Source organism: Brucella sp. NBRC 14130, assembly GCF_040371715.1.
Classification (GTDB): Bacteria; Pseudomonadota; Alphaproteobacteria; order Rhizobiales; family Rhizobiaceae; genus Brucella; species Brucella intermedia.
This window is the reverse complement of record NZ_BAABTE010000003.1, coordinates 488,482-507,047: the sequence shown is the minus strand read 5'-3', so window position 1 is coordinate 507,047 and position 18,566 is coordinate 488,482. Positions and strand designations below refer to the sequence as shown.

Here is an 18,566-nt window from a genome sequence, read left to right as displayed (position 1 = left end):
GCAATTCCACTAATCAAATTGAAGGGGAAGGAAAATGAGACGACGGGAATTTCTGGCTGCAACAGCCTTCTTTATCGGAGCCGGCCATCGTTTGGCATGGTCGGCTACCAAACCTTATCCCGCGGACAATCCGATGCTGATCGTCGGCTTCGCAGCCGGTGGCGCGGGCGATATCGCATCTCGTGTCGTGACCAGTTATGTGAAGCGGGAGCGCGGTCTCGTTGCGACACCGGACTTTCGGCCCGGCGCAGGCGGAACAATCGCAACCGACCAGGTGCGAAGAGCATCGCCGGATGGCTCCGTCCTGTCGTTATATTCAGTCAGCCCGGTATTGGTCGCACCCCACCTGCAGAAAGTTCCGTACGACGCGACAAAGGACTTCACCTATATTGCGAGCTATGCTGGGATTTCCGTTCCCTGTTTTGTGCGAAAAGACAGTCCGCATCAGACCTGGGATCAATTGCTGGATTTTTGCCGTAACAACCCATCGAAGTTGAAGTGGGCCACCGCCGCACCGCGGGGACTTGCCCATATCGCGACAGACGCCGCGTTCCGCAAGGAGAAAGCGAAAGCGACATTCGTTCCCTTTCGCGGAGGCGCCGATGCTGTAACCGCACTCCTTGGCGGGCACATCGATATGGTTGTGTCGTCAGATTTCGGACCGCATCTGGCGGCGGGATCTGTACGTTTGCTGGCTGAAACCAGTCCGAACCCGCAAGCGAGCCCGAAAGGCATCGTCAGTTTTGCAGAGCGGGGTTATCCAATCGCCATTCCCGCTTCATACGGTCTGTTCGGGCCCGCCGGGATGCCTTCCGACATCGTCTCCTGGTGGGAAGAGGCAATCGGCGAAATGGTGTCTAGCCCGATGTATGCGGACTTTCTAAAACTCATCAATGGCTATCCTCTGTTTCAGAAGAGTGAAGAATTCACGAGCATGGTCAAGGAGGCATATACCAGGATCGGAAGTCAGATTGAAACGATGGAGGAGCATTTATGAACCCGGCTCGTTTCGTTCCCTACGCACTTTCTGGAATCGGGCTTGGAGCCGCAGCAAGTGGACTTCGCATGCACCTTTGGGAGAGTGGCGAACCTGCGGCAGGTCTGTTTCCCTTCCTGGCCGCCCTGCTGTTGATTGTCACGAGCCTGCTTTGCACGACCCAGGGCGTCGTGCCCGACGAAGACCCAATCGAGATTCCACGCGTCATCGCCTATTGCGTGGTACTCGCTCTCTTCTGCGTCTTGCTCGAAGTCCTCGGGTTTGTCGCCGCGGCGTTCCTGTTCCTCTCAGGAGTCCTGTTGTTCATCGAGCGCATGAAATGGCAGATTGCCGGTTTGCTCTCGGCCGCTGTCGCCGTGGCAACCTGGGTCCTGTTTGAAATTCTTCTCTCGGTCCCCCTACCGCACGGCATTTGGAGGCTATAAATGATCGATTCCCTTTCCCAACTCATGATGGGCCTCGGCATTGCTCTAGAACCAACCAATATCGCGGTAGCGCTTCTTGGCGCCGTCCTAGGGACCGCGGTTGGCGTCCTACCTGGTCTAGGGCCTTCCGCGACGGTTAGCTTATTGTTGCCCATTACCATGGTACTGGATCAAACAAGCGCTATTATCCTGCTCGCCGGCATCTACTATGGATCGCAATATGGTGGTTCGATAACCTCCGTCCTGATGCGGGTCCCCGGAGAAGCCTCAAGCGTGATGACGTGCTTCGACGGCTATCCCATGGCCAAACAGGGCCGAGCCGGCGCCGCTCTCGGCATCAGCGCATTTGGAAGCTTTATCGCAGGCATTTCCGCGACTCTCGCGATTGCGATTATTGGGCCTGCCTTTACCAAGGTTGCACTTGCTTTCGGGCCGGTCGAGAAGTCATCGATCGTCCTGTTGGGCCTTGTGCTAGCGGCAAGCGTTGGCGAGGGGCCGCGTATCCGCGCGTGGACGATGGTGGCGCTCGGTCTGCTTCTCTCAACCGTTGGCGTCGATCTGATTTCCGGAGCGGAACGTTTCACTTTTGAAGTCAGTTACCTGCGTGATGGCTTCAACATCGCCATACTGGCCATGGGCCTGTTTGGCATGAGCGAGGTCCTGATGCTGATCCAACAGAAAGAAGCGCACGAAGCCACGAGAATGCCTTCTTATCGGTTGCGCGACCTTCTGCCGAATCGGAAAGACTGGAAAGCCTCGGGCGGACCGATTGCGCGTGGTACGGTTCTCGGCTTTTTCCTGGGGCTTTTGCCGGGCGGCGGTGCGCTCGTCGCCGGCTTTGCGAGTTACCTCATGGAGAAGAAACTCTCCCGCTCACCTGAGCGGTTCGGCAAAGGGGCGATCGAAGGTGTCGCGGGACCCGAAAGTGCTAACAACGCTGCGGCACAGGCGAGCTTTATTCCCATGCTTTGCCTCGGTATCCCAGCAAATGCGGTGATCGGCATCATCATGGGAGCGCTTCTGATGCAAAATGTCGTTCCAGGACCCCAGATTATCTCGGAACATCCGCAACTCTTCTGGGGGATCGTCGCCAGCATGTTAATCGGCAACGCAATGCTCGTCGTTCTCAACGTTCCTATGATCCGCGTTTTTGTCCTTTTGCTGAAGGTTCCTCAGGCCGTTCTGGCACCGCTGATCGTTCTGTTCTGTGTCATAGGCGCGTTTAGCCTGAACAACAGCATGTTCGACGTCGGCGTCGTGATTGGATGCGGATTTGTAGCCTACGGGTTGCGTAAGGCCGGTTTCGACATGGCCCCTCTCCTGCTGGCCTTTCTGCTCGGCTCCCTACTTGAGGAAAATCTGCGTCAGAGCCTTATTCTCGGCGAAGGTAGCCCTATGATTTTCACGGAAAGCCCGATCAGCATCTGCCTGATCCTGTTCACGCTGGCCATTCTGATCATTCCAATGATCAAGAACATTGGCGTCTGGTTCGTCCGCCGGCCTTCGTGAAAAAAGGAGCTACGACGTCAAACCGTCGCGCCGCCATCGATCTCCGAACGCTTGATCACTTTAACAGCATATTGACGCGGCCCGAATTCTGCGAGCCAATCATATGCGACTACAACGCGAGAGGCCCAATCAATATGCAGCATGAACATCTCAAGACGATCGAACAACGGCTTTTATGGCTGTCACACTGGATGATTCATCATGCCAACCACATCCGTCCAAAGGAGGACGGGATCAAGGTTGGCGGGCATCAGGCGTCGTCCGCTTCTCTGGTATCAATTATGACGGCGCTTTATTTCTCCGCACTGCGCCCGCAGGACCGCGTTGCCGTCAAACCCCACGCCTCACCTGTTTTTCATGCCATCCAGTATCTGATGGGCAACCAGACGCGAGAGAAAATGGAAAACTTTCGGGGGTTCCATGGGGCACAAAGCTATCCCAGCCGCACCAAAGACATCGATGACGTTGATTTCTCGACTGGCTCTGTCGGCCTCGGTGTCGCGATCACGTCCTTTGCTTCCATGATTCAGGACTACATTACATCGAAGAACTGGAGCAAAGACTTATGCCTTAGCCGGATGATCGCATTGGTCGGAGATGCCGAACTCGATGAAGGCAATGTCTATGAATGCCTGCAGGAGGGTTGGAAACACGGCTTGCGCAACACTTGGTGGATCATCGACTACAACCGGCAATCACTCGACGGCATCGTTCAGGAAGGCTTGTTTCGACGGATCGAAGACATTTTCAACGCTTTCGGCTGGGACGTTATCAGGATCAAATATGGCGCATTGCAACGCGCGGCCTTCGAGGAACCCGGTGGGGAGCGGCTCCGAGAATGGATCGACAATTGCCCAAATCAGCTTTATTCGGCGCTGACCTTCATGGGCGGAGCCGTCTGGCGCAGGCGTCTCATGGACGATCTCGGCGATCAGGGGGATGTCACCGCTCTGATCGAAAAGCGCAACGACGTCGAACTCGCCGAACTTATGGAAAATCTCGGCGGCAATTGCGTGAGCACCATGGCCGGGACATTTGCCGAGATCGATCATGACCGACCGGTGTGCTTTCTAGCATATACTATCAAAGGATGGGGCACCCCGATCGCCGGACATAAGGACAATCACGGCGGCCTTATGACAAAGGCCCAGATGGCTGAATGGCAAACGCATATGGGCGTTCCTGAAGGGCAGGAATGGGATCGATGGGCAACGGTCGAGGATCCGCAGCAGTTGCAGACGCTTCTAGACACAGTGCCATTTTTTGCCAATGGTCGGCGACGTTACCACGACGCTCCCATTGTGGTACCAGCGATCCCGACAAGCGCCGAGCGAGAAATCTCGACACAGATGGCTTTTGGCAAAATCCTGGACGAATTGTCGAAAACAGACTCGGAACTAGCCGCGCGAATTGTAACGATGTCACCCGATGTTACAGGAACGACCAACCTTGGGCCATGGGTCAACCGGCGCAAACTGTTTGCCCGCGAAAAGCGCCCTGATACTTTCATCGATCATAAAATACCTTCAACCGCAAAATGGGAATTCACCCCGGCTGGCCAGCATATTGAACTCGGCATTGCGGAAATGAATCTCTTCCTGCTGTTGGGCGCGGCAGGCCTTTCACACTCTCTTTTCGGCAAGCGCCTTCTACCGATCGGAACTGTCTACGACCCATTCGTAGGGCGCGGCTTGGATGCCTTGAATTACGCCTGCTATCAGGATGCACGATTCATCATCGTGGGAACGCCTTCCGGTGTGACATTGGCGCCTGAAGGTGGCGCGCACCAATCGATTGGATCTCCACTCATCGGGATGTCGCAGGATGGGCTTGCTGCTTTCGAGCCAGCTTTCGCCGACGAACTTGCTGTTATTATGAACTGGGCATTCGACTATATGCAGCGCGACGGAAGCGGCGATCCCGATGAACGGACCTGGCTTAGAGACGAAACCGGTGGGTCGGTCTATCTGCGCCTTTCAACCAATCCGATCGAGCAGCCGACCAAGCGGATCGATGATCGATTCCGACAAGGCGCGATTGACGGTGCCTATTGGCTGCGTGAACCTGGACCGAATTGCGACGTGGTCATCGCCTACCAGGGTGTGATCGCGCCCGAGGCTATCAAGGCTGCTGGCATCATCGGTGAAGGGCGGCGCGATATCGGCGTGTTGGCAGTTACATCTGCCGACCGGCTTCATGCGGGCTGGACCGCCGCACAACGCGCGCGTGCCCGGGGTCTCACGCAAGCTGAGTGCCACGTCGAAAAACTGATGAACGATGTCCCCCCACACTGCAAATTCGTTACCGTTATCGATGGGCATCCCGCGACCCTGTCCTGGCTCGGTTCGGTTACCGGTCATAAGACGATTCCGCTCGGGGTCGAGCATTTCGGTCAGACAGGAACGATTGGCGACCTTTACAGCCATTTTGGTATCGACGCGCGTGGGATCGTCGATAAGGTGAATGGCCTCACCCATGGTAAACCCTTACTGGGTGCGGTTGCCTGAGACGACCTGCTATTGCGATGTATGACTTGACCGAAGCGCCAAACTTCTACTGCTTAAGGCGCTTCACGGCTAATTCACTTCAAAATAAAAACTACTGGTCAGAATTCGAGACCGTATCCATTCGTACGCAGCGTAACGAAATCGTTTACTCATGTTCAAGTTGCGGCTCGGTGATAACTTCCACAATCCTGCGAGACCGAATGAAGCCGCCCAAATCTCCATTCATTCCATTGAAAAGTTCTACGAGTGCCCTTTGGTTTATTGGACATGTACGCAGTTCAATGATCTTCATATCGGGCAACAGTTGGTCTCTATCATCGTCTCTAATCAACGACGCGCGGAAGGTTACCAGATCCTCTCGCGCTTCTGCCTGCGAACTGTAGAACTGTCCCGCGGATTGATTAGGATCATCACCGTAAGTGTACGTATAAAGGGCGAAGCTATATTCGATTTCATGTTCGATATTAGCCATTGTCACGATTTCCAATTGAAGCATTTGCGGTACGCCCCCGCTCAATGCTCATTGACCCCTTGGTGATCGGGGAGTTGCAAACCGTGTTAGGCGGCCCTGTGGCCTTTAGCCGGAGGCCTGTTGCATACGCCACAGGCTCCCCGACCAGAAGGTCAAGGAGTGTGATGTTGTAACGGCCAACACCAACCGCTAACAGAGGTTTGCACGCCCCAAGGCAGCGCGTCACTGCCTTATGTTCACTCTAATATAACTGCCATCAGTTGTCTCTATTTTTTTGCCAACTACATCGCTCATCGACGAGCATCAATCGCGTCCAATCAATAGAATGAGCACCAACAGTGTTCATCACAAATGCACAATGCCGCGCCGCGAGAGGCTTATTAGAGCGTTTCCCTTTCAAGTTGGATCATATCCGCACGAGTTGAAGTAATTCTGAGCCTCTTGCGGTTCGATGAGTTCAACCATCTGACCGATGCGATCCCAAAGCCCATTGACTGTTCTCTCGGCAGCCTTTCGTAAAAGCGCCTTCAGCTTGGAGAAGGCCTTTTCGATCGGGTTGAAGTCTGGACTGTAAGGTGGAAGGAACATCATTGTCGCGCCGACCGCCTCGATCAATTCTCTTGCTGCCGGTCGTTTGTGGCTGGACAGATTATCGAGGATGACAATATCACCTGGTTTCAATGTTGGAACCAACACCTGAGCGACATACGCCTCGAACCAATCACCGTTGATGGGGCCGTCGATGACAAGTGGCGCGACCATTCCCGTATTGCGCAGCCCCGCAACCAACGTGGTCGTTTTGCGATGGCCGTGAGGAAAACCCATTCGCAACCGCTCACCCTTGCGGCACCGCCCATGACTACGGGCCATATTGGTCGCTGTCCAGGTCTCATCGATGAACACGAGCCGCTCTGGATCGAGATCAAGTTGCTCCTCGAACCAGCATTGCCGCTTTTCCAGAACGTCTGGACGGCTTTGCTCTACAGCATGGCCAGTCTTTTTTTACGCGTTTGTTCGTGCCGGACAAGAAAGCGGTGCAGTGCCGACTTGCTGATTATGATGCCTTGGGCGGCCAAATCACTGCGAAGTTCGAAGAGAGTACCGTCCCTGTGTTCGGCGAGCCAGATCATGATCTGATCAGCATGAGCTTCTGTCTTGTGAGAATTGCGGTCGCCGCCCAGTGGACCGGGTCGAACATTTCCCTGCTGGAGTTGAAGGTTACGCCAACGGCTAACGCTGGCTGCGCTTACACCGAAACGCTCAGCAGCCTCTCGATGCGATGCACCGCCATCAACGGCAGCAACTACACGTATTCGAAGATCAATGGAAAGGGCTCGCGACATATCTGCCGACCTCCATCGGCAGATAGCTTGAATCAGAAAGTAACTGATTTGCAAAGCCTGCTGATTCAATCAGGCAGGGAAACGCTCTAAATTGGACACAAGCCGAACTGGCGCGACGCCTCTCGATTAGTGTCGTTTCCGTTCGCGCCGTATGCGGCGTTCACGCCCCATTGATTTTTCAATTGCAGCGATCTGAGGCCGATCCTCGGCGGTCAAATGAGCTCACCGAAGAGTACCTGACGAGCTCATTGTGAGGCCTTGATGCGGGCGGCATAGGCCCATGGCATCAGGGCATCGATGTCCTTGGCGAGGTGGCCGTTTGCGAGGCGGGTGAAGAGATCGCACAGATAGGCGTAGGGCTCAACGCCGTTCATTTTACAAGTGCCGATCAGGCTGGCAAACCGGGCCCAATTGCGGCCCCCTTCATCGTGACCCGCAAAGAGCGCGTTGCGGCGGTTCATGGCGGGTCGGCGGATCGCGTTTTCCACCAGGTTGGAATCGATATCGACGTGGCCGTCGTCCAGGAACAGCCGGAAGCCGTCCTGCCGCGTCAGCATATAGGCCAGGGCTTTTCCGAGGTCAGACTTGCGTGAGACGCGCTTGGCTTGCGCTGCCAGCCAGGTGAAGAACTCGTCCACCAGCGGGAGGGACAGGTCCTGTCGAACTGCCCGGCGATATTCGGGATCTGAGCCCCGGATACTGTCTTCGATCTTGTAGAGCGCGGCAATCTGCACCAGCGCCTCGTCGACGATGGGCGATCCACTCTTTGGCGTGGCCTTGATCAGCTTTCTGCGCCCGTGCGCCCAACAGAAAGCCAGCTTAAAGGGATCGCCACCCACCCGGTCCGACGTGGCGAGGTGAGAGTAACCACCGTAGGCATCCACCTGGATTGTCCCGTTAAACCCGTCGAGGATTTCAGCGGCATATTCTCCTTTACGCCCAGGTCGATAATGGAACACCACGCCCGACGGCGCGGAGCCATTCCAGCCGCGATCGTCACGCAACACGGCCCATAGATAGCCGGTCTTCGTCTTGCCCCGCCCCGGATCCAACACCGGAACCGTGGTCTCATCGACATAGAGCCGCGTGCTTTCCCACAGCAGCCGTTTGGCCATGTGGTCGACCACCGGTGCGATTTCGCTGCCCGTGCGCCCCACCCAATCGGCCAGGACCGTGCGGTCTATCGGCACCCCGTGTCGCGCCATGACCTCGGCCTGCCGGTTGAGCGGCATATGTTCGGAATGCTTGGAGACGACAATCTCAGCCAGAAGGGCTTCCGTCGGCCAGTTCCCTTCCAGCAGATGCGCTGGCGCTCTGGCCTGGATGACGCCCGTTCGACCCTTGGGGCATGCGTATTTCGGGCGGATCGTGACGATCACCTCGTAGCGCGCCGGAATCCGGTCGAGCCGTTCCGTCCGATCCTCGCCGATCCGGACCATGTTGCCGCAACCGCAGGGACAAACGATGCTCTCGGGCTCGATCACTCTCTCGACCCGCGGCAGGTGTTCGGGCAGCGCCCGGGCCTTACGCTCCTTGCGAGGAGCGACTTTTTCCGGATCGGATGCGCTGGCTTCGATCTTTTTCTCGACGGCGGCAATCCGCGCCTGTGTTTCGGCGATTGCCGTTTCAAGGTCTTCCAGCGCCAGTTCCATCTGCGCCGGATCGAGCTTTTCCGATTTCGGCCCGAACTTCGTGCGCCGATAGTCGTGAACCTGACCTTCAAGCTTCTCGACCAGTTCCTTCAGCTCGGCGATGAAGGCGTCCTTTTCGGCAACCACAGCCTGCTCGTGCTGACGTGCAGCACGCTCGACCGACAGTTCGAACTGCATCGCCGCAAACGCCTTCACCACCTCTGGCGAAAGGTCCGGAAACAGGCTGAGATCAAGGGGCGACGACATGCGGTCTTATAGCAAGACAGCACAAAAAATCCAAATAAAACAATGCAAAGGCAGCGGGATATTCACCCTGCCGCCGACGGCGCGCTCACCCGTTGCGCCATGACTCGCCGCCAGTCGAGCCCCTCGAATAACGCTTCGTATTGCCCCCTGGAAAGACGCATCGTCCCATCCTGCACCTTGGGCCAGGCAAAGCTTCCATGTTCAAGAATTTTGTAGGTCGGCACCATTCCGGTGCCATCCCACACCAGGATTTTGAGACGATCACCGCGCTTCGACCGGAAGATCACCGTAACCCCGGAATGCGGGTCGAGCTTCAACTCGGTCTGCACCATCAGAGCCAGCGCCTGATGCCCGCAGCGGAAGTCCACCGGCCGCGTTGCAATCAGGATCGGCAGTCGTTGGCCCGCGACGATCATGCCGTCCCTCGCATGGCGCGCACCAGAGCGGCCACACGTTCAACCGGCACATCGCCGGGAACCCGCATCACAACGTCCGGGTCGATCGTGAGCGTCAAGACTGACGAAACCGCCTCCCGCAGTTTCGGCGGCGCCAAAACATTCACCGCCTCGCTCGGCTCTGCCGCAATCGCCAAAGGCACAAACGCAGGCTCGGCATCGCCGCTCTCCGACAGGCCCGGCATAGACTCAAAAGGCAGCGTCAGAATGCCCTCGCGCACTTGCCGGCGCCACAAGGAAAGCTGGTGCGGAACAACGTCATGACGGCGCGCGACATCAACAACACGAACACCAGGCTCAAGGCTTTCCGCCACGATCCGCGCCTTCACATCATCTGGCCAACGCCGGTTTCCGCGGCGCGGCTCGACAACTTCGTAGCGCCCAACAAATCCATCATCTGCCATGCAAATCTCCAGATAGTCCTGGAAACCTTCTTGCACGCCCGGCCAGCCTCAAAATACAGCCAATCCAATGGGGCGGAGACGGCGCTTACTTCGCGCCTTTGAAAAGGGAGGAAGTTTCAGCTATGCATTTTTCGTCGCGCCCAGTTCATATAAGTCCAGGCTTCCTCGCCCTCTGACTTAACTTCCGTAATCTGCGTAGGCTCTAGTTTTATAACCGTCGGCCATCCCGGCAGGTTTTTCAGCCATTTATCGGCATAGACTGTCGGCTGGTAGCGATAGCCCTCATCAGCCATGATGGCGACAATTTTCTTATTGGGAGTTTTTTTTGCGTACCAACTTCCCACAAGAGCAGCAGCACCGCTGGTAGGACCAACATAGAGGGCACATTTACGATACAATCGGCGAGTTTCAGCAAAGGCTTGTAGAGCACCCACCCAATGAACATCATCAACCAAACAGTGATCAAGGTTCTCCGGCACGATACTGTTTCCAAGCCCCCTCAATAAGCGCGGGCCAGCTTTCTGCCCAAACAAAACGCTATTGTTCGTGTCAACCGCTATCGCACGCAATTGAGGATAAACTCGACGAAGATATCGTGTTGCGCCACAGAGCGATCCCCCAGATCCAACACAGCCGACCAGACAATCAACTTGCCCCAGACGATCCACAATGACTTCCGCCAGACGCGAATAGGCTGCAGGATTATCAGGATTGTCGTATTGTTTCGGCCAGAACGTATCCGGCTTGTCTTCAAGCACACGGTGTAGTTCTGAAAGACGACCCTCCTGGTTGCCTGTTCCCCCCGGGTCCTCAACCAGCCTCACTGCAGTGCCGAGTTGTTCCAATCGGGTTTTAAAACCACGATCCATAAGGCTTGTAGAGCTGACAATTGTAAGATGATAACCACGAACTGCGGACAACATAGCCAATGCGAGCGCAAAGGTTCCCGAGCTTGTCTCCACGATATCTCCGCCAGCCTTTATTAGCTTGTTTTCTTCTGCGCGATCCAAGATGTAGTGGGCCGGTAACAGCTTCATCAAGCGAAACTGGGCCGCATAGAAATTCGGGCTCAGCTCGATTATTTGAGGCGTCTCGTAACCGTGAAGAAAAGACGTTAAGTTCATAACGCCACCCGGAGCGGCTGCACATCGACGTTCACCGCGAACTGATGAATGCTCATAAATCCCTGCTCTGCAGCTTTTTTAAACGCGGCAGCGACCTTTTCCGTTACGTTCGGATCGCTGGCATCGAGCAAGAGCCCCATTAGATTACCACTATGAGCGACTTGCACACCAAGAGCGTCGCAATAGGCCGCTATTTGGAGAAGCTCCTCGAAATGTCGCTTTGGAAGATAACGTTGATTTATTCGAGCACTTGCTGTTGCGACGTGGCCGAGTAGAACGACATTCTGTTCAAGAATTGCCTTCCTAGCAAGGCCGCGCAAGACGCGAAAACTTTCAATTTCAGATCTATCATAGTGAGCTGGCACATATGTAAGTGTGTCGACGGGCTTATCATTCGGCGATATGAACCCCACGACGATCAGAGATGGAAACTCACCGGGAAGGTATTCTATCACGCGGCCTTCCCTGTGGGCGAAAAGTACAGCCTGTTCGCCGAATACGATAGAGTCGCTGGCTGTTTCGGCTGCAACCGCAAGGCGGCATATAACTGTTCTGCGCAGTTCCACGCCCATAGCAGCAGCAACTGCTCGAATCGTCGCAACAACATCTGCAGTTGATGATCCAAACCCTAGACTGACCGGAACATTCGTTTCAATCGTAAGGCACCCACCGCATTTTTTCTGCCCCAATAACTCGAATGTCAGCCGTGCCGCACGAGCAGCTTTATTCATGCCTGTGGGGCGAGTGCAGAGCTCGCCACCATCTTCGGGCCAAAAAGTTATAACGGATTCGAACGCTGAACATGGTAATGTGATCAACCCCCTATGGAGATGTCCAGCTTCATCAGGGAAAACTCCCTGCAATATCTCGCCATGATGAGCTATCGCGCGCCCGGTTCCAACAGTTGTCAATCGGGAAGCTCCAAGCAAAGGAGAAAAAATCCTATCGTAAGCGAATGATTGCGAAGAATGCATTGAATTTCCTCCGACATCTTATGAATTGAATATTATGCGGAGCAGATTTTTTGATGTCTTTCCTCTTTTTGAAGGAGTAAGTTTAACTTGACAGGCAGAAGCTGGTCTATGTCGTCCAGTGTAGTCACGAATATCCCATAGCCGTCAGACGGCTTTTTCAGGATCTCCCGGAATTTGTCGGGCGGCACTCATTCACGCACTCGTTGTTTAAAGAAACACATCAGCTTGAATGTTGGATGAGCCAGATGCTACCGAAAAAAGTTAGTGATACCGACAATCTGCAACATCGTTAGTGACCGCCCGAGCAACATCCAGCCGAGGGGTACCGCCCTCAGAGGACCGATGAAAAGAAGTGCAGAAACAACCGGAAATGCTAGGCACCCAATCTCGCGAAGCCAGAGAACGTAGTCAGATTTCAGCCGACCAGACCGCGCCAGATGAACCTCATGAGATTGAAATGCGTCGGAGCGGGTATGGAGCCACCAACAACTACGACAATTGGAAGCAGCAGAACACCACCGCAGTCAACTGCCACGCCGTAAAGGTGAGCGGCAACACAGATGGGTAGCCATTTGCGTGCCCAAGCACTCCTTGCCATACACGTAACACCAGTCAGATCGGCTTCCATGCCGATGGCGTCAACCACAGCGCTTGGTGTCAATACTGAGTGCACCGAGAATGAAAGAGCACAACCGGATCGGCACTGGCAAATTGAGAGGCCGCCGAGTTTACGTATCTTGTCTTTTTATCCCACACGTTAGCACACGGCCCCTAAACTCCGTGTCTTTCTCGATTTTTCCATTGAGCGCTTCGCTCGTGAAAAGATGCCCAAGACCTGAAGTCGCCTGGCTCTTTCTTTCACAGGGACTATAATACCGTCTGTTGTACGAAATGTTGCACGCCGCGATAGGTTGGACCAATAGCCACCTTTATGAATTCCAAATGCGCGATTTCGGCTTTGGTTTGCCGGACGAACAATGGGGATTGGTCCGCTAGAAACTCGCAGTTTCTCGTTGCTGTCGACAGCTCAGGACACCCGCGCGAAATCGTTCAAGTATCTTGGTAGCTTTGGAGACGGCTGGGAATACAGCGTCTAGACGAGCGCATGTCCCCTGCAGTCAGAGCGAAAGGCCGTTGCTCATCGAAGCGAATAAACTTCCCGCCCGATGACGTCGTTGGTCTGTGGGACGGTAACGAATTATGCGATGCACTTGCAAATCAGGCGCATAAACGACATACCAAACCCTTGAATGGTGCGGTTGCGCCCATCATGATCAAGCCGCCGTCAACTTCTCATAGCTTAGCAAAACCATTGAGGATCCAGTTGCAAATGGGGCTGAAGAATACGCTGCAAATCCTGAATGTCGGTTTGAATACGATGGCAAAATACCGACGTTCACCGCGTAAAGAGCTGGCGAAACAGTTCTTCTGAACGGCGCAGACCTTCATCCGTCAAGATCAATGACTTCGACTTGTTTACCGGATCACAGATCAGGCCTTTGTCATGCAACCGATCCGTCGTTGACCAGTCAAACCCCTTCCAGGCGCAACGCTCGTTGTGGAGCGTCAGCCACAGCAGGGCCAGAACCACGTCATCGATTTTGTCCTCATCTATCTCCATTCGTCAACAATACCACGCACAAGCGACATAGTCCTGCAGTTTTGAGCGCATGCGTCCGTTACAAACATATGACTGAAGGGACTATCGCAGGTTTTATCCATTCTTGTTCCATCTCATTTAAGTCGAGTTTATCGGTCGATGCTCTGTACCTGCTTGATGCTGCGCTGTCGGCGCTGCACAATTATCTTGTCGCGCGCCTGCTTGCGAACGGTTTGCTGAAGAATTTTTAACCTGTTCCGCATTGCCTCAAAATCTGGACGCTGTGCTGACGAGACATGGTTGATGACCGTTTTCTCCCCACGCAAAATCGCATCACGTCCGAATCTAAGGTCAAGCGCCCGGCTAACCCGTTCAAACTCTTGATAGATGACGGCATCAAGCGAGTTGGCGGCAACATTGGGTTTGGCGCCCGTCGTCTTCGTGGCATCTATAAGCTTACGCAATGCATTTTCGGCAGCTGACGACATGCCCGGAATGGCGATTGCCATGCGTCGACGTTCCTCGGTGATTGATTTGATCTGGTTTTCAAGCGCCGTCCTATAAGACGAACCAAGTGACCGGATCTGACTTTCCGCATCACTCACGGCCTTAAGGGCGTTTCGTCGCTCGCGACCGATTGCCAACAGTCTATCCATGATACGATCAGATCCGCGAATTGCACCATAGGCTGAGGGTTCATTCGCGATGGCTCTAGCAATCCGCTCGCCAGGAAAACCCTTCAAGATAAGAACCTCGATCTGGTCGACAGCGCTAGCCGGGTCACGCCAGATGTGTTTGGCTATTTCAACCAAGGCTGCTCGATCATGACGATAGTGTGCAACGTCGCGCGCCCTCGCCCGAGCCTCATCTTCAACTGGTATTCTAAACTCCGTCACAGCAGCAAGCATGGGCAACAAGGCTCTCGTTTTCTTCCCCGGCTCCACGCTGGCGGCGGCAACCACCTGCGAACGGTCTTGCCGTTCAGCAAGTTTCTGTTCGTCGCAAAATCGGCGTATGGCTCCAAACAGATCGGTCAGTTTATCGCGTTTACCGGAATCAAAATCCTCTGGCATGCGTTCAATCATGTTGCGTTCGCCGACGGCATCGACATTTTTAGTAAAAGCAGTCCGGCCGAAGCGAGCCGTCAGCGCCTCATTTACTGCCTTTACCTCCTGAACCAGCAAACGATCTTCGACGGCATAAGCAAAAGCAATCTTGTAGGCATCCGGTCCACCGTGTTCTCGCACGTTTTCAATCTCGGTGAGGCGGGCCATTGCCGGCTTCGAGAGTGCCGGGATAGATAAGGTCATATATGAACGACGTTTTTCTTCGCGATTTTTGAAGTGCTCGGCCTGACGTCGGAATTCTGTCGCATGGGCTCGCACCAGGGGGACGAATTCCGACAGTGCACTGAGTGCAGCCTTGCGGTCATTTCGGGCAATACGATCGTCGATCAGGCGACCCGATCCACGCAGATGGCCAAGATGCTGCAGATTATCGGCAAGCCGACGCGGTTCGACGCTGACATCCGATGCAAGTCCATTCAATGTGACCAAAGCGCTATCGGGATCACGATAGATCTTTTCCAAAAACGGCCGGAGGACCGCCTCTTGCTTCTTCCAGCCACCTGAACTGAGCTGAGCACGCCTGGCATCGTCCTCTATGCTACGGACAAATCGGGTTGTCGGTGGAATAAGATAGGCCCGCTCGATGGGGTTGTCGGCCGCACGCTTTTCAGATCGCTCTTCATCATAGGAGACATTTTTCTCATGCTCGATTGTAAAGCCAAGCGCGACATTTGCTCGCTCCCAAAGTTTTGCCACCTGCTCACGCTTTTCCACAATCCATGACCATTGGCGCGCCACCTTATCTTCTATGTCTGCAGCCATCCCGGAAATTGTGTTGATACCGCGCCTGCGGGCAAAGTCGCGAACATGCGCCTGATAGTCGGCCTCGTTCTCGAAATCGAGCGTTGTGGTTTTTGCGCCTGAACGGCCAAGACGTTCAACCAACTGCGCAAAGAGTTCCGGGCGATGGCTTTCGCGCTCAATGCGCTCAAGACGCATGGCTGCGGTTTCGATCTGCTTTGCCGTCCAGACGTTTCGCTCCACCTGCCTTTCCTCGTAAGTTTTCTTTCCCGTTTCCGTGTTGAGGACCGGAATTGTGACCTTGACGATTTCAACACCGTCTTTTTTCAAAAGAACAGTATCGCCTTCCGATACGCCTGCGTCGGACAACGCCTTGGGCAAGCTGACGCCCCACAGCCGATGCACAATTCCGTCATCAGTCTTCACGTCGGCATAAGGGCTTTCGTCAACATCATCGTCCTGCGGCCGGAACTTTGCCATGCCGGTCTCAACCAATTCCCCAGTAACGCCGGCCGCATGGTCAATACGCGATTTCCCACCCCATTCCGGTTTGAGCTCAAAATCCTCACGTGCTGCATAAAGATCTGTCCGATCCCGATGTCGCGTCATCGCCACATAGGTCAGATGCTGATCCATCATGCCGGTGGCAAGCACGAAGGTCCGCTCGACAGTCGTTCCTTGCGCTTTATGGATGGTTGCGGCATAGCCATAATCAATATTTCGATAGCTATCCTCGCTTAAAATAACGTCGCGGCCGTTATCGAGACGGACGGAAAGCAGCGGATCATCATGTCTGCCGCCGGTGGAAACGACAGTACCAAGCAAACCATTCTTGACATATTGTGGGCCAAGCCCGGTTGCCCGCTTTTCAACAAACCTGGAATTTTCGAGGAAGATGATCCGGTCACCAACAGCAAATTCCCGCATACCACGTTCAGTTCGGAATTCCCGCGGCACCGTCAACGCACTTTCCTTCTTCATTTCTTCACGAAGAGCTGCGTTGAGGCGCCTTACATCCTTGTTGGTATGGGCAAGCACGAGCAATTTGTCACAATATGAAAATGCACTTTCCTCTCCCTTTGATTGCTGGAGAAACGAGCGGCGTGCATCTGCCCAATCTGAAACCAGACGGCCGATAATCTCGTCGTGGGTTCGCGCTTCGACAAGGTGTCCATGCTTTACATATGCATCAAGACCTTTTTCGACTTCACCGCGTGCAAACAGATGTGAGGCGTCGCGTGCCCATCCTTCGCGCTGGCGACGAACACCAGCAAGTTCTGCAGAACCTATCCGCTCAGCAATAGCGCGGAACGCTGCCCCGGCCTGAATTGGTTGAAGCTGCATCGGGTCACCGACAAGGACGACTTTTGCTCCGGCATCCTTTGCTGCCTCCAACACACGGGCCATCTGCTGCGACGGCACCATTCCTGCCTCTTCTATGACAAAAACATCGCCGCGTTTCAGTAAATCGCGTTCGTTCGCCCAGGCAAGTTCCCATGCGGCAAGAGTTCGCGATTTGATACCCGAACTTTCCTCCAATCCCTCGGCTGCCTTGCCAGCAAGTGCCGCACCCAAAACGCGATGATGTCCGCTTTCCCACGCAATACGTGCAGCGGAAAGAAGCGTCGATTTGCCCGCTCCGGCAAGACCAACAATGGTGGCAATAGCGCTGTCACCGGTGACATGATGGACAGCGTCAATCTGCTCCTGCTCAAGTCTGAAAGGCTTTTCAGGATCAGCCGTTTCGACGGCCCCCACCGCCGACGCCCTTTGTTTGTCAGCGATCCTGAAGCCGGTTCGCTTGGACAAAACCTCCGCCGAGCCAACCATGTCAAATTCTGTGCGCAAGATCTCTTGCGACGTAAAGACAGCCGGTTGCGCCACCTTACCAGTTTGCCGGTCAACTTGCTGAGGCCTTAACAACACCAGATTATTGGACACCATCACCCGTGTGCGGATACTGGCAAAATCGACTGGATCATCAACATAACGATGTAACGCTCTGGCGATGTCGCGTTCGTTGAAAGTGGAACGTTCGCGCTCAAGCTGCTTTAAAAGAAGTTCAGGCTCTAAAAGAAGCCGATCTGCCATTTCCTGGCGGCGAACAAGATCGGCCGGCGCGAAATACATCTCCATATTCTTGCGCGCCAAAGCAGCCTTCTCCGGTCCAAGATGCTTTTGCGCGATCCCATCGAGCCCCTGTTCGGCATAAGAGCGTCCGTCAAGACGAATGTCATGGCCAGCAAGCGCCAAATGCCGATTGGTCGTTTCTGCCCAGGCAATCTTCCACTCCTTCATCGTCTCCTTGTCACCGGCCCAGCGTGAGTAAACGATAGCACCGTTCGGACGATCGGGCTTGATCACCCGCAACGGCTTGCCGTCGGGTCCAGATACCGCCACCATCTTGCTGCCAAACCCTTGTTCCGTCAGCGGTCTCAACGTCATCATCAGATGGATATGCGGATTGCTGTCCCTGTCGTGATAGACCCAGTCGGCAACCATGCCCTTTGCGGTCAGATTTTCCCTGATAAATTCGCGGACGAGCGCAATGTTTTCTGCACGTGTCAGTTCCTCCGGCAGCGCAATAACAAGTTCACGGGCAAGCTGTGCGTCGACCCGCTTCTCAAAAGCGTCGACCGCATTCCACAAAACCTCGCTTGCCGCGGCGACCGTCTTTCCTTCAATGGCTGTCGTCAGCCAGTTAGGGATCTCATCGGGAAGCGCCAGTTCCTCATGCTTGAGTTCATCAGCCCCGCCACGATAGCTAAATGAAGTTCCCGCCTGCTCGTCCATCATCCGTGCACGATGGCGATAGGCAGCAGCCGAGACAATACTGCGCCCCGCCCCTCTGCTGATCACCTTCGCTCTGACGAACATGATCGCCATGACACTCCTCCAGACCTCCAAAGAATGTCGTATCTCGGCACACGAGCTTTGATCGACATCGATTTTTAGACAGTTAAAACAGCCCTTACCGCACAAATAGTTGC

General features: G+C 54.7%; 15 protein-coding genes. 5 read left to right on the top strand and 10 right to left on the bottom strand.

The features are described from left to right. Positions 1-34: 34 nt before the first annotated feature. The 4 genes from ABWW28_RS08570 to ABWW28_RS08555 all read left to right on the top strand — a co-directional run bounded on the left by ABWW28_RS08570 (position 35) and on the right by ABWW28_RS08555 (position 5,438). Positions 35-997 carry a tripartite tricarboxylate transporter substrate binding protein gene (locus ABWW28_RS08570; RefSeq protein WP_040129699.1) on the top strand — a complete coding sequence of 321 codons (963 nt, stop codon included), beginning with the start codon at positions 35-37 and terminating at the stop codon, positions 995-997. Next, positions 994-1,422 (top strand): tripartite tricarboxylate transporter TctB family protein, encoded by a 429-nt coding sequence (locus ABWW28_RS08565; RefSeq protein ID WP_353390764.1) that lies wholly within the window; start codon positions 994-996, stop codon positions 1,420-1,422. The genes ABWW28_RS08570 and ABWW28_RS08565 overlap by 4 nt, the downstream gene beginning before the upstream one ends. After that, positions 1,423-2,931: a tripartite tricarboxylate transporter permease gene (locus ABWW28_RS08560; RefSeq protein WP_012090917.1), complete on the top strand. Its 1,509-nt coding sequence runs from the start codon at positions 1,423-1,425 to the stop codon at positions 2,929-2,931. It begins immediately after the preceding gene. Between the two features lie 134 nt (positions 2,932-3,065). After that, complete coding sequence (locus ABWW28_RS08555) at positions 3,066-5,438, top strand: thiamine pyrophosphate-binding protein (protein ID WP_012090916.1); 2,373 nt, start codon at positions 3,066-3,068, stop codon at positions 5,436-5,438. 145 nt (positions 5,439-5,583) lie between these two features. Here ABWW28_RS08555 and ABWW28_RS08550 read toward each other — a convergent pair whose 3' ends face one another. The 8 genes from ABWW28_RS08550 to ABWW28_RS08515 all read right to left on the bottom strand — a co-directional run bounded on the left by ABWW28_RS08550 (position 5,584) and on the right by ABWW28_RS08515 (position 12,769). Further along, positions 5,584-5,910, bottom strand: coding sequence for a hypothetical protein (locus ABWW28_RS08550; protein WP_040129701.1), 327 nt, complete (start codon positions 5,908-5,910; stop codon positions 5,584-5,586). A 396-nt stretch (positions 5,911-6,306) separates the two neighbouring features. Beyond that, positions 6,307-7,253 (bottom strand): IS630 family transposase gene (locus ABWW28_RS08545; RefSeq protein WP_011982578.1). Its coding sequence is split into 2 segments (ribosomal slippage): positions 6,307-6,914 and positions 6,914-7,253, totalling 948 coding nucleotides; the frame shifts between segments, so codons are not numbered across the junction. Between the two features lie 245 nt (positions 7,254-7,498). After that, positions 7,499-9,151 (bottom strand): IS66 family transposase, encoded by a 1,653-nt coding sequence (gene tnpC, locus ABWW28_RS08540; RefSeq protein WP_353390761.1) that lies wholly within the window; start codon positions 9,149-9,151, stop codon positions 7,499-7,501. A 62-nt stretch (positions 9,152-9,213) separates the two neighbouring features. Continuing rightward, the gene (gene tnpB / locus ABWW28_RS08535) at positions 9,214-9,567 is read right to left on the bottom strand and encodes an IS66 family insertion sequence element accessory protein TnpB (RefSeq protein ID WP_353390759.1); all 354 of its coding nucleotides are present in this window, start codon (positions 9,565-9,567) and stop codon (positions 9,214-9,216) included. After that, on the bottom strand, positions 9,564-10,010 hold the full coding sequence (gene tnpA / locus ABWW28_RS08530) for an IS66-like element accessory protein TnpA (RefSeq protein ID WP_353390757.1): 447 nt from the start codon (positions 10,008-10,010) through the stop codon (positions 9,564-9,566). The genes tnpB and tnpA overlap by 4 nt, the downstream gene beginning before the upstream one ends. 116 nt (positions 10,011-10,126) lie before the next feature. Next, positions 10,127-11,134, bottom strand: coding sequence for a PLP-dependent cysteine synthase family protein (locus tag ABWW28_RS08525; RefSeq protein WP_012090911.1), 1,008 nt, complete (start codon positions 11,132-11,134; stop codon positions 10,127-10,129). Further along, complete coding sequence (locus ABWW28_RS08520; protein WP_012090910.1) at positions 11,131-12,108, bottom strand: GHMP family kinase ATP-binding protein; 978 nt, start codon at positions 12,106-12,108, stop codon at positions 11,131-11,133. Before ABWW28_RS08520 ends, ABWW28_RS08525 begins: the two co-directional genes overlap by 4 nt. Positions 12,109-12,523: 415 nt before the next feature. Continuing rightward, positions 12,524-12,769: a hypothetical protein gene (locus ABWW28_RS08515; RefSeq protein WP_143851059.1), complete on the bottom strand. Its 246-nt coding sequence runs from the start codon at positions 12,767-12,769 to the stop codon at positions 12,524-12,526. A gap of 444 nt (positions 12,770-13,213) precedes the next feature. On the opposite strand from ABWW28_RS08515, the gene ABWW28_RS08510 reads away from it, so the two are divergent. Beyond that, complete coding sequence (locus ABWW28_RS08510) at positions 13,214-13,540, top strand: hypothetical protein (protein WP_143851060.1); 327 nt, start codon at positions 13,214-13,216, stop codon at positions 13,538-13,540. On the opposite strand, the gene ABWW28_RS08505 is transcribed toward ABWW28_RS08510, so the two are convergent. Both ABWW28_RS08505 and traA read right to left on the bottom strand, forming a co-directional pair. Continuing rightward, positions 13,505-13,729 (bottom strand): DUF6429 family protein, encoded by a 225-nt coding sequence (locus ABWW28_RS08505; protein WP_012090909.1) that lies wholly within the window; start codon positions 13,727-13,729, stop codon positions 13,505-13,507. The two genes, ABWW28_RS08510 and ABWW28_RS08505, sit on opposite strands and share 36 nt — an antisense overlap. Before the next feature lie 128 nt (positions 13,730-13,857). After that, the gene (traA, locus tag ABWW28_RS08500; RefSeq protein ID WP_353390754.1) at positions 13,858-18,462 is read right to left on the bottom strand and encodes a Ti-type conjugative transfer relaxase TraA; all 4,605 of its coding nucleotides are present in this window, start codon (positions 18,460-18,462) and stop codon (positions 13,858-13,860) included. Positions 18,463-18,566 lie beyond the last annotated feature (104 nt).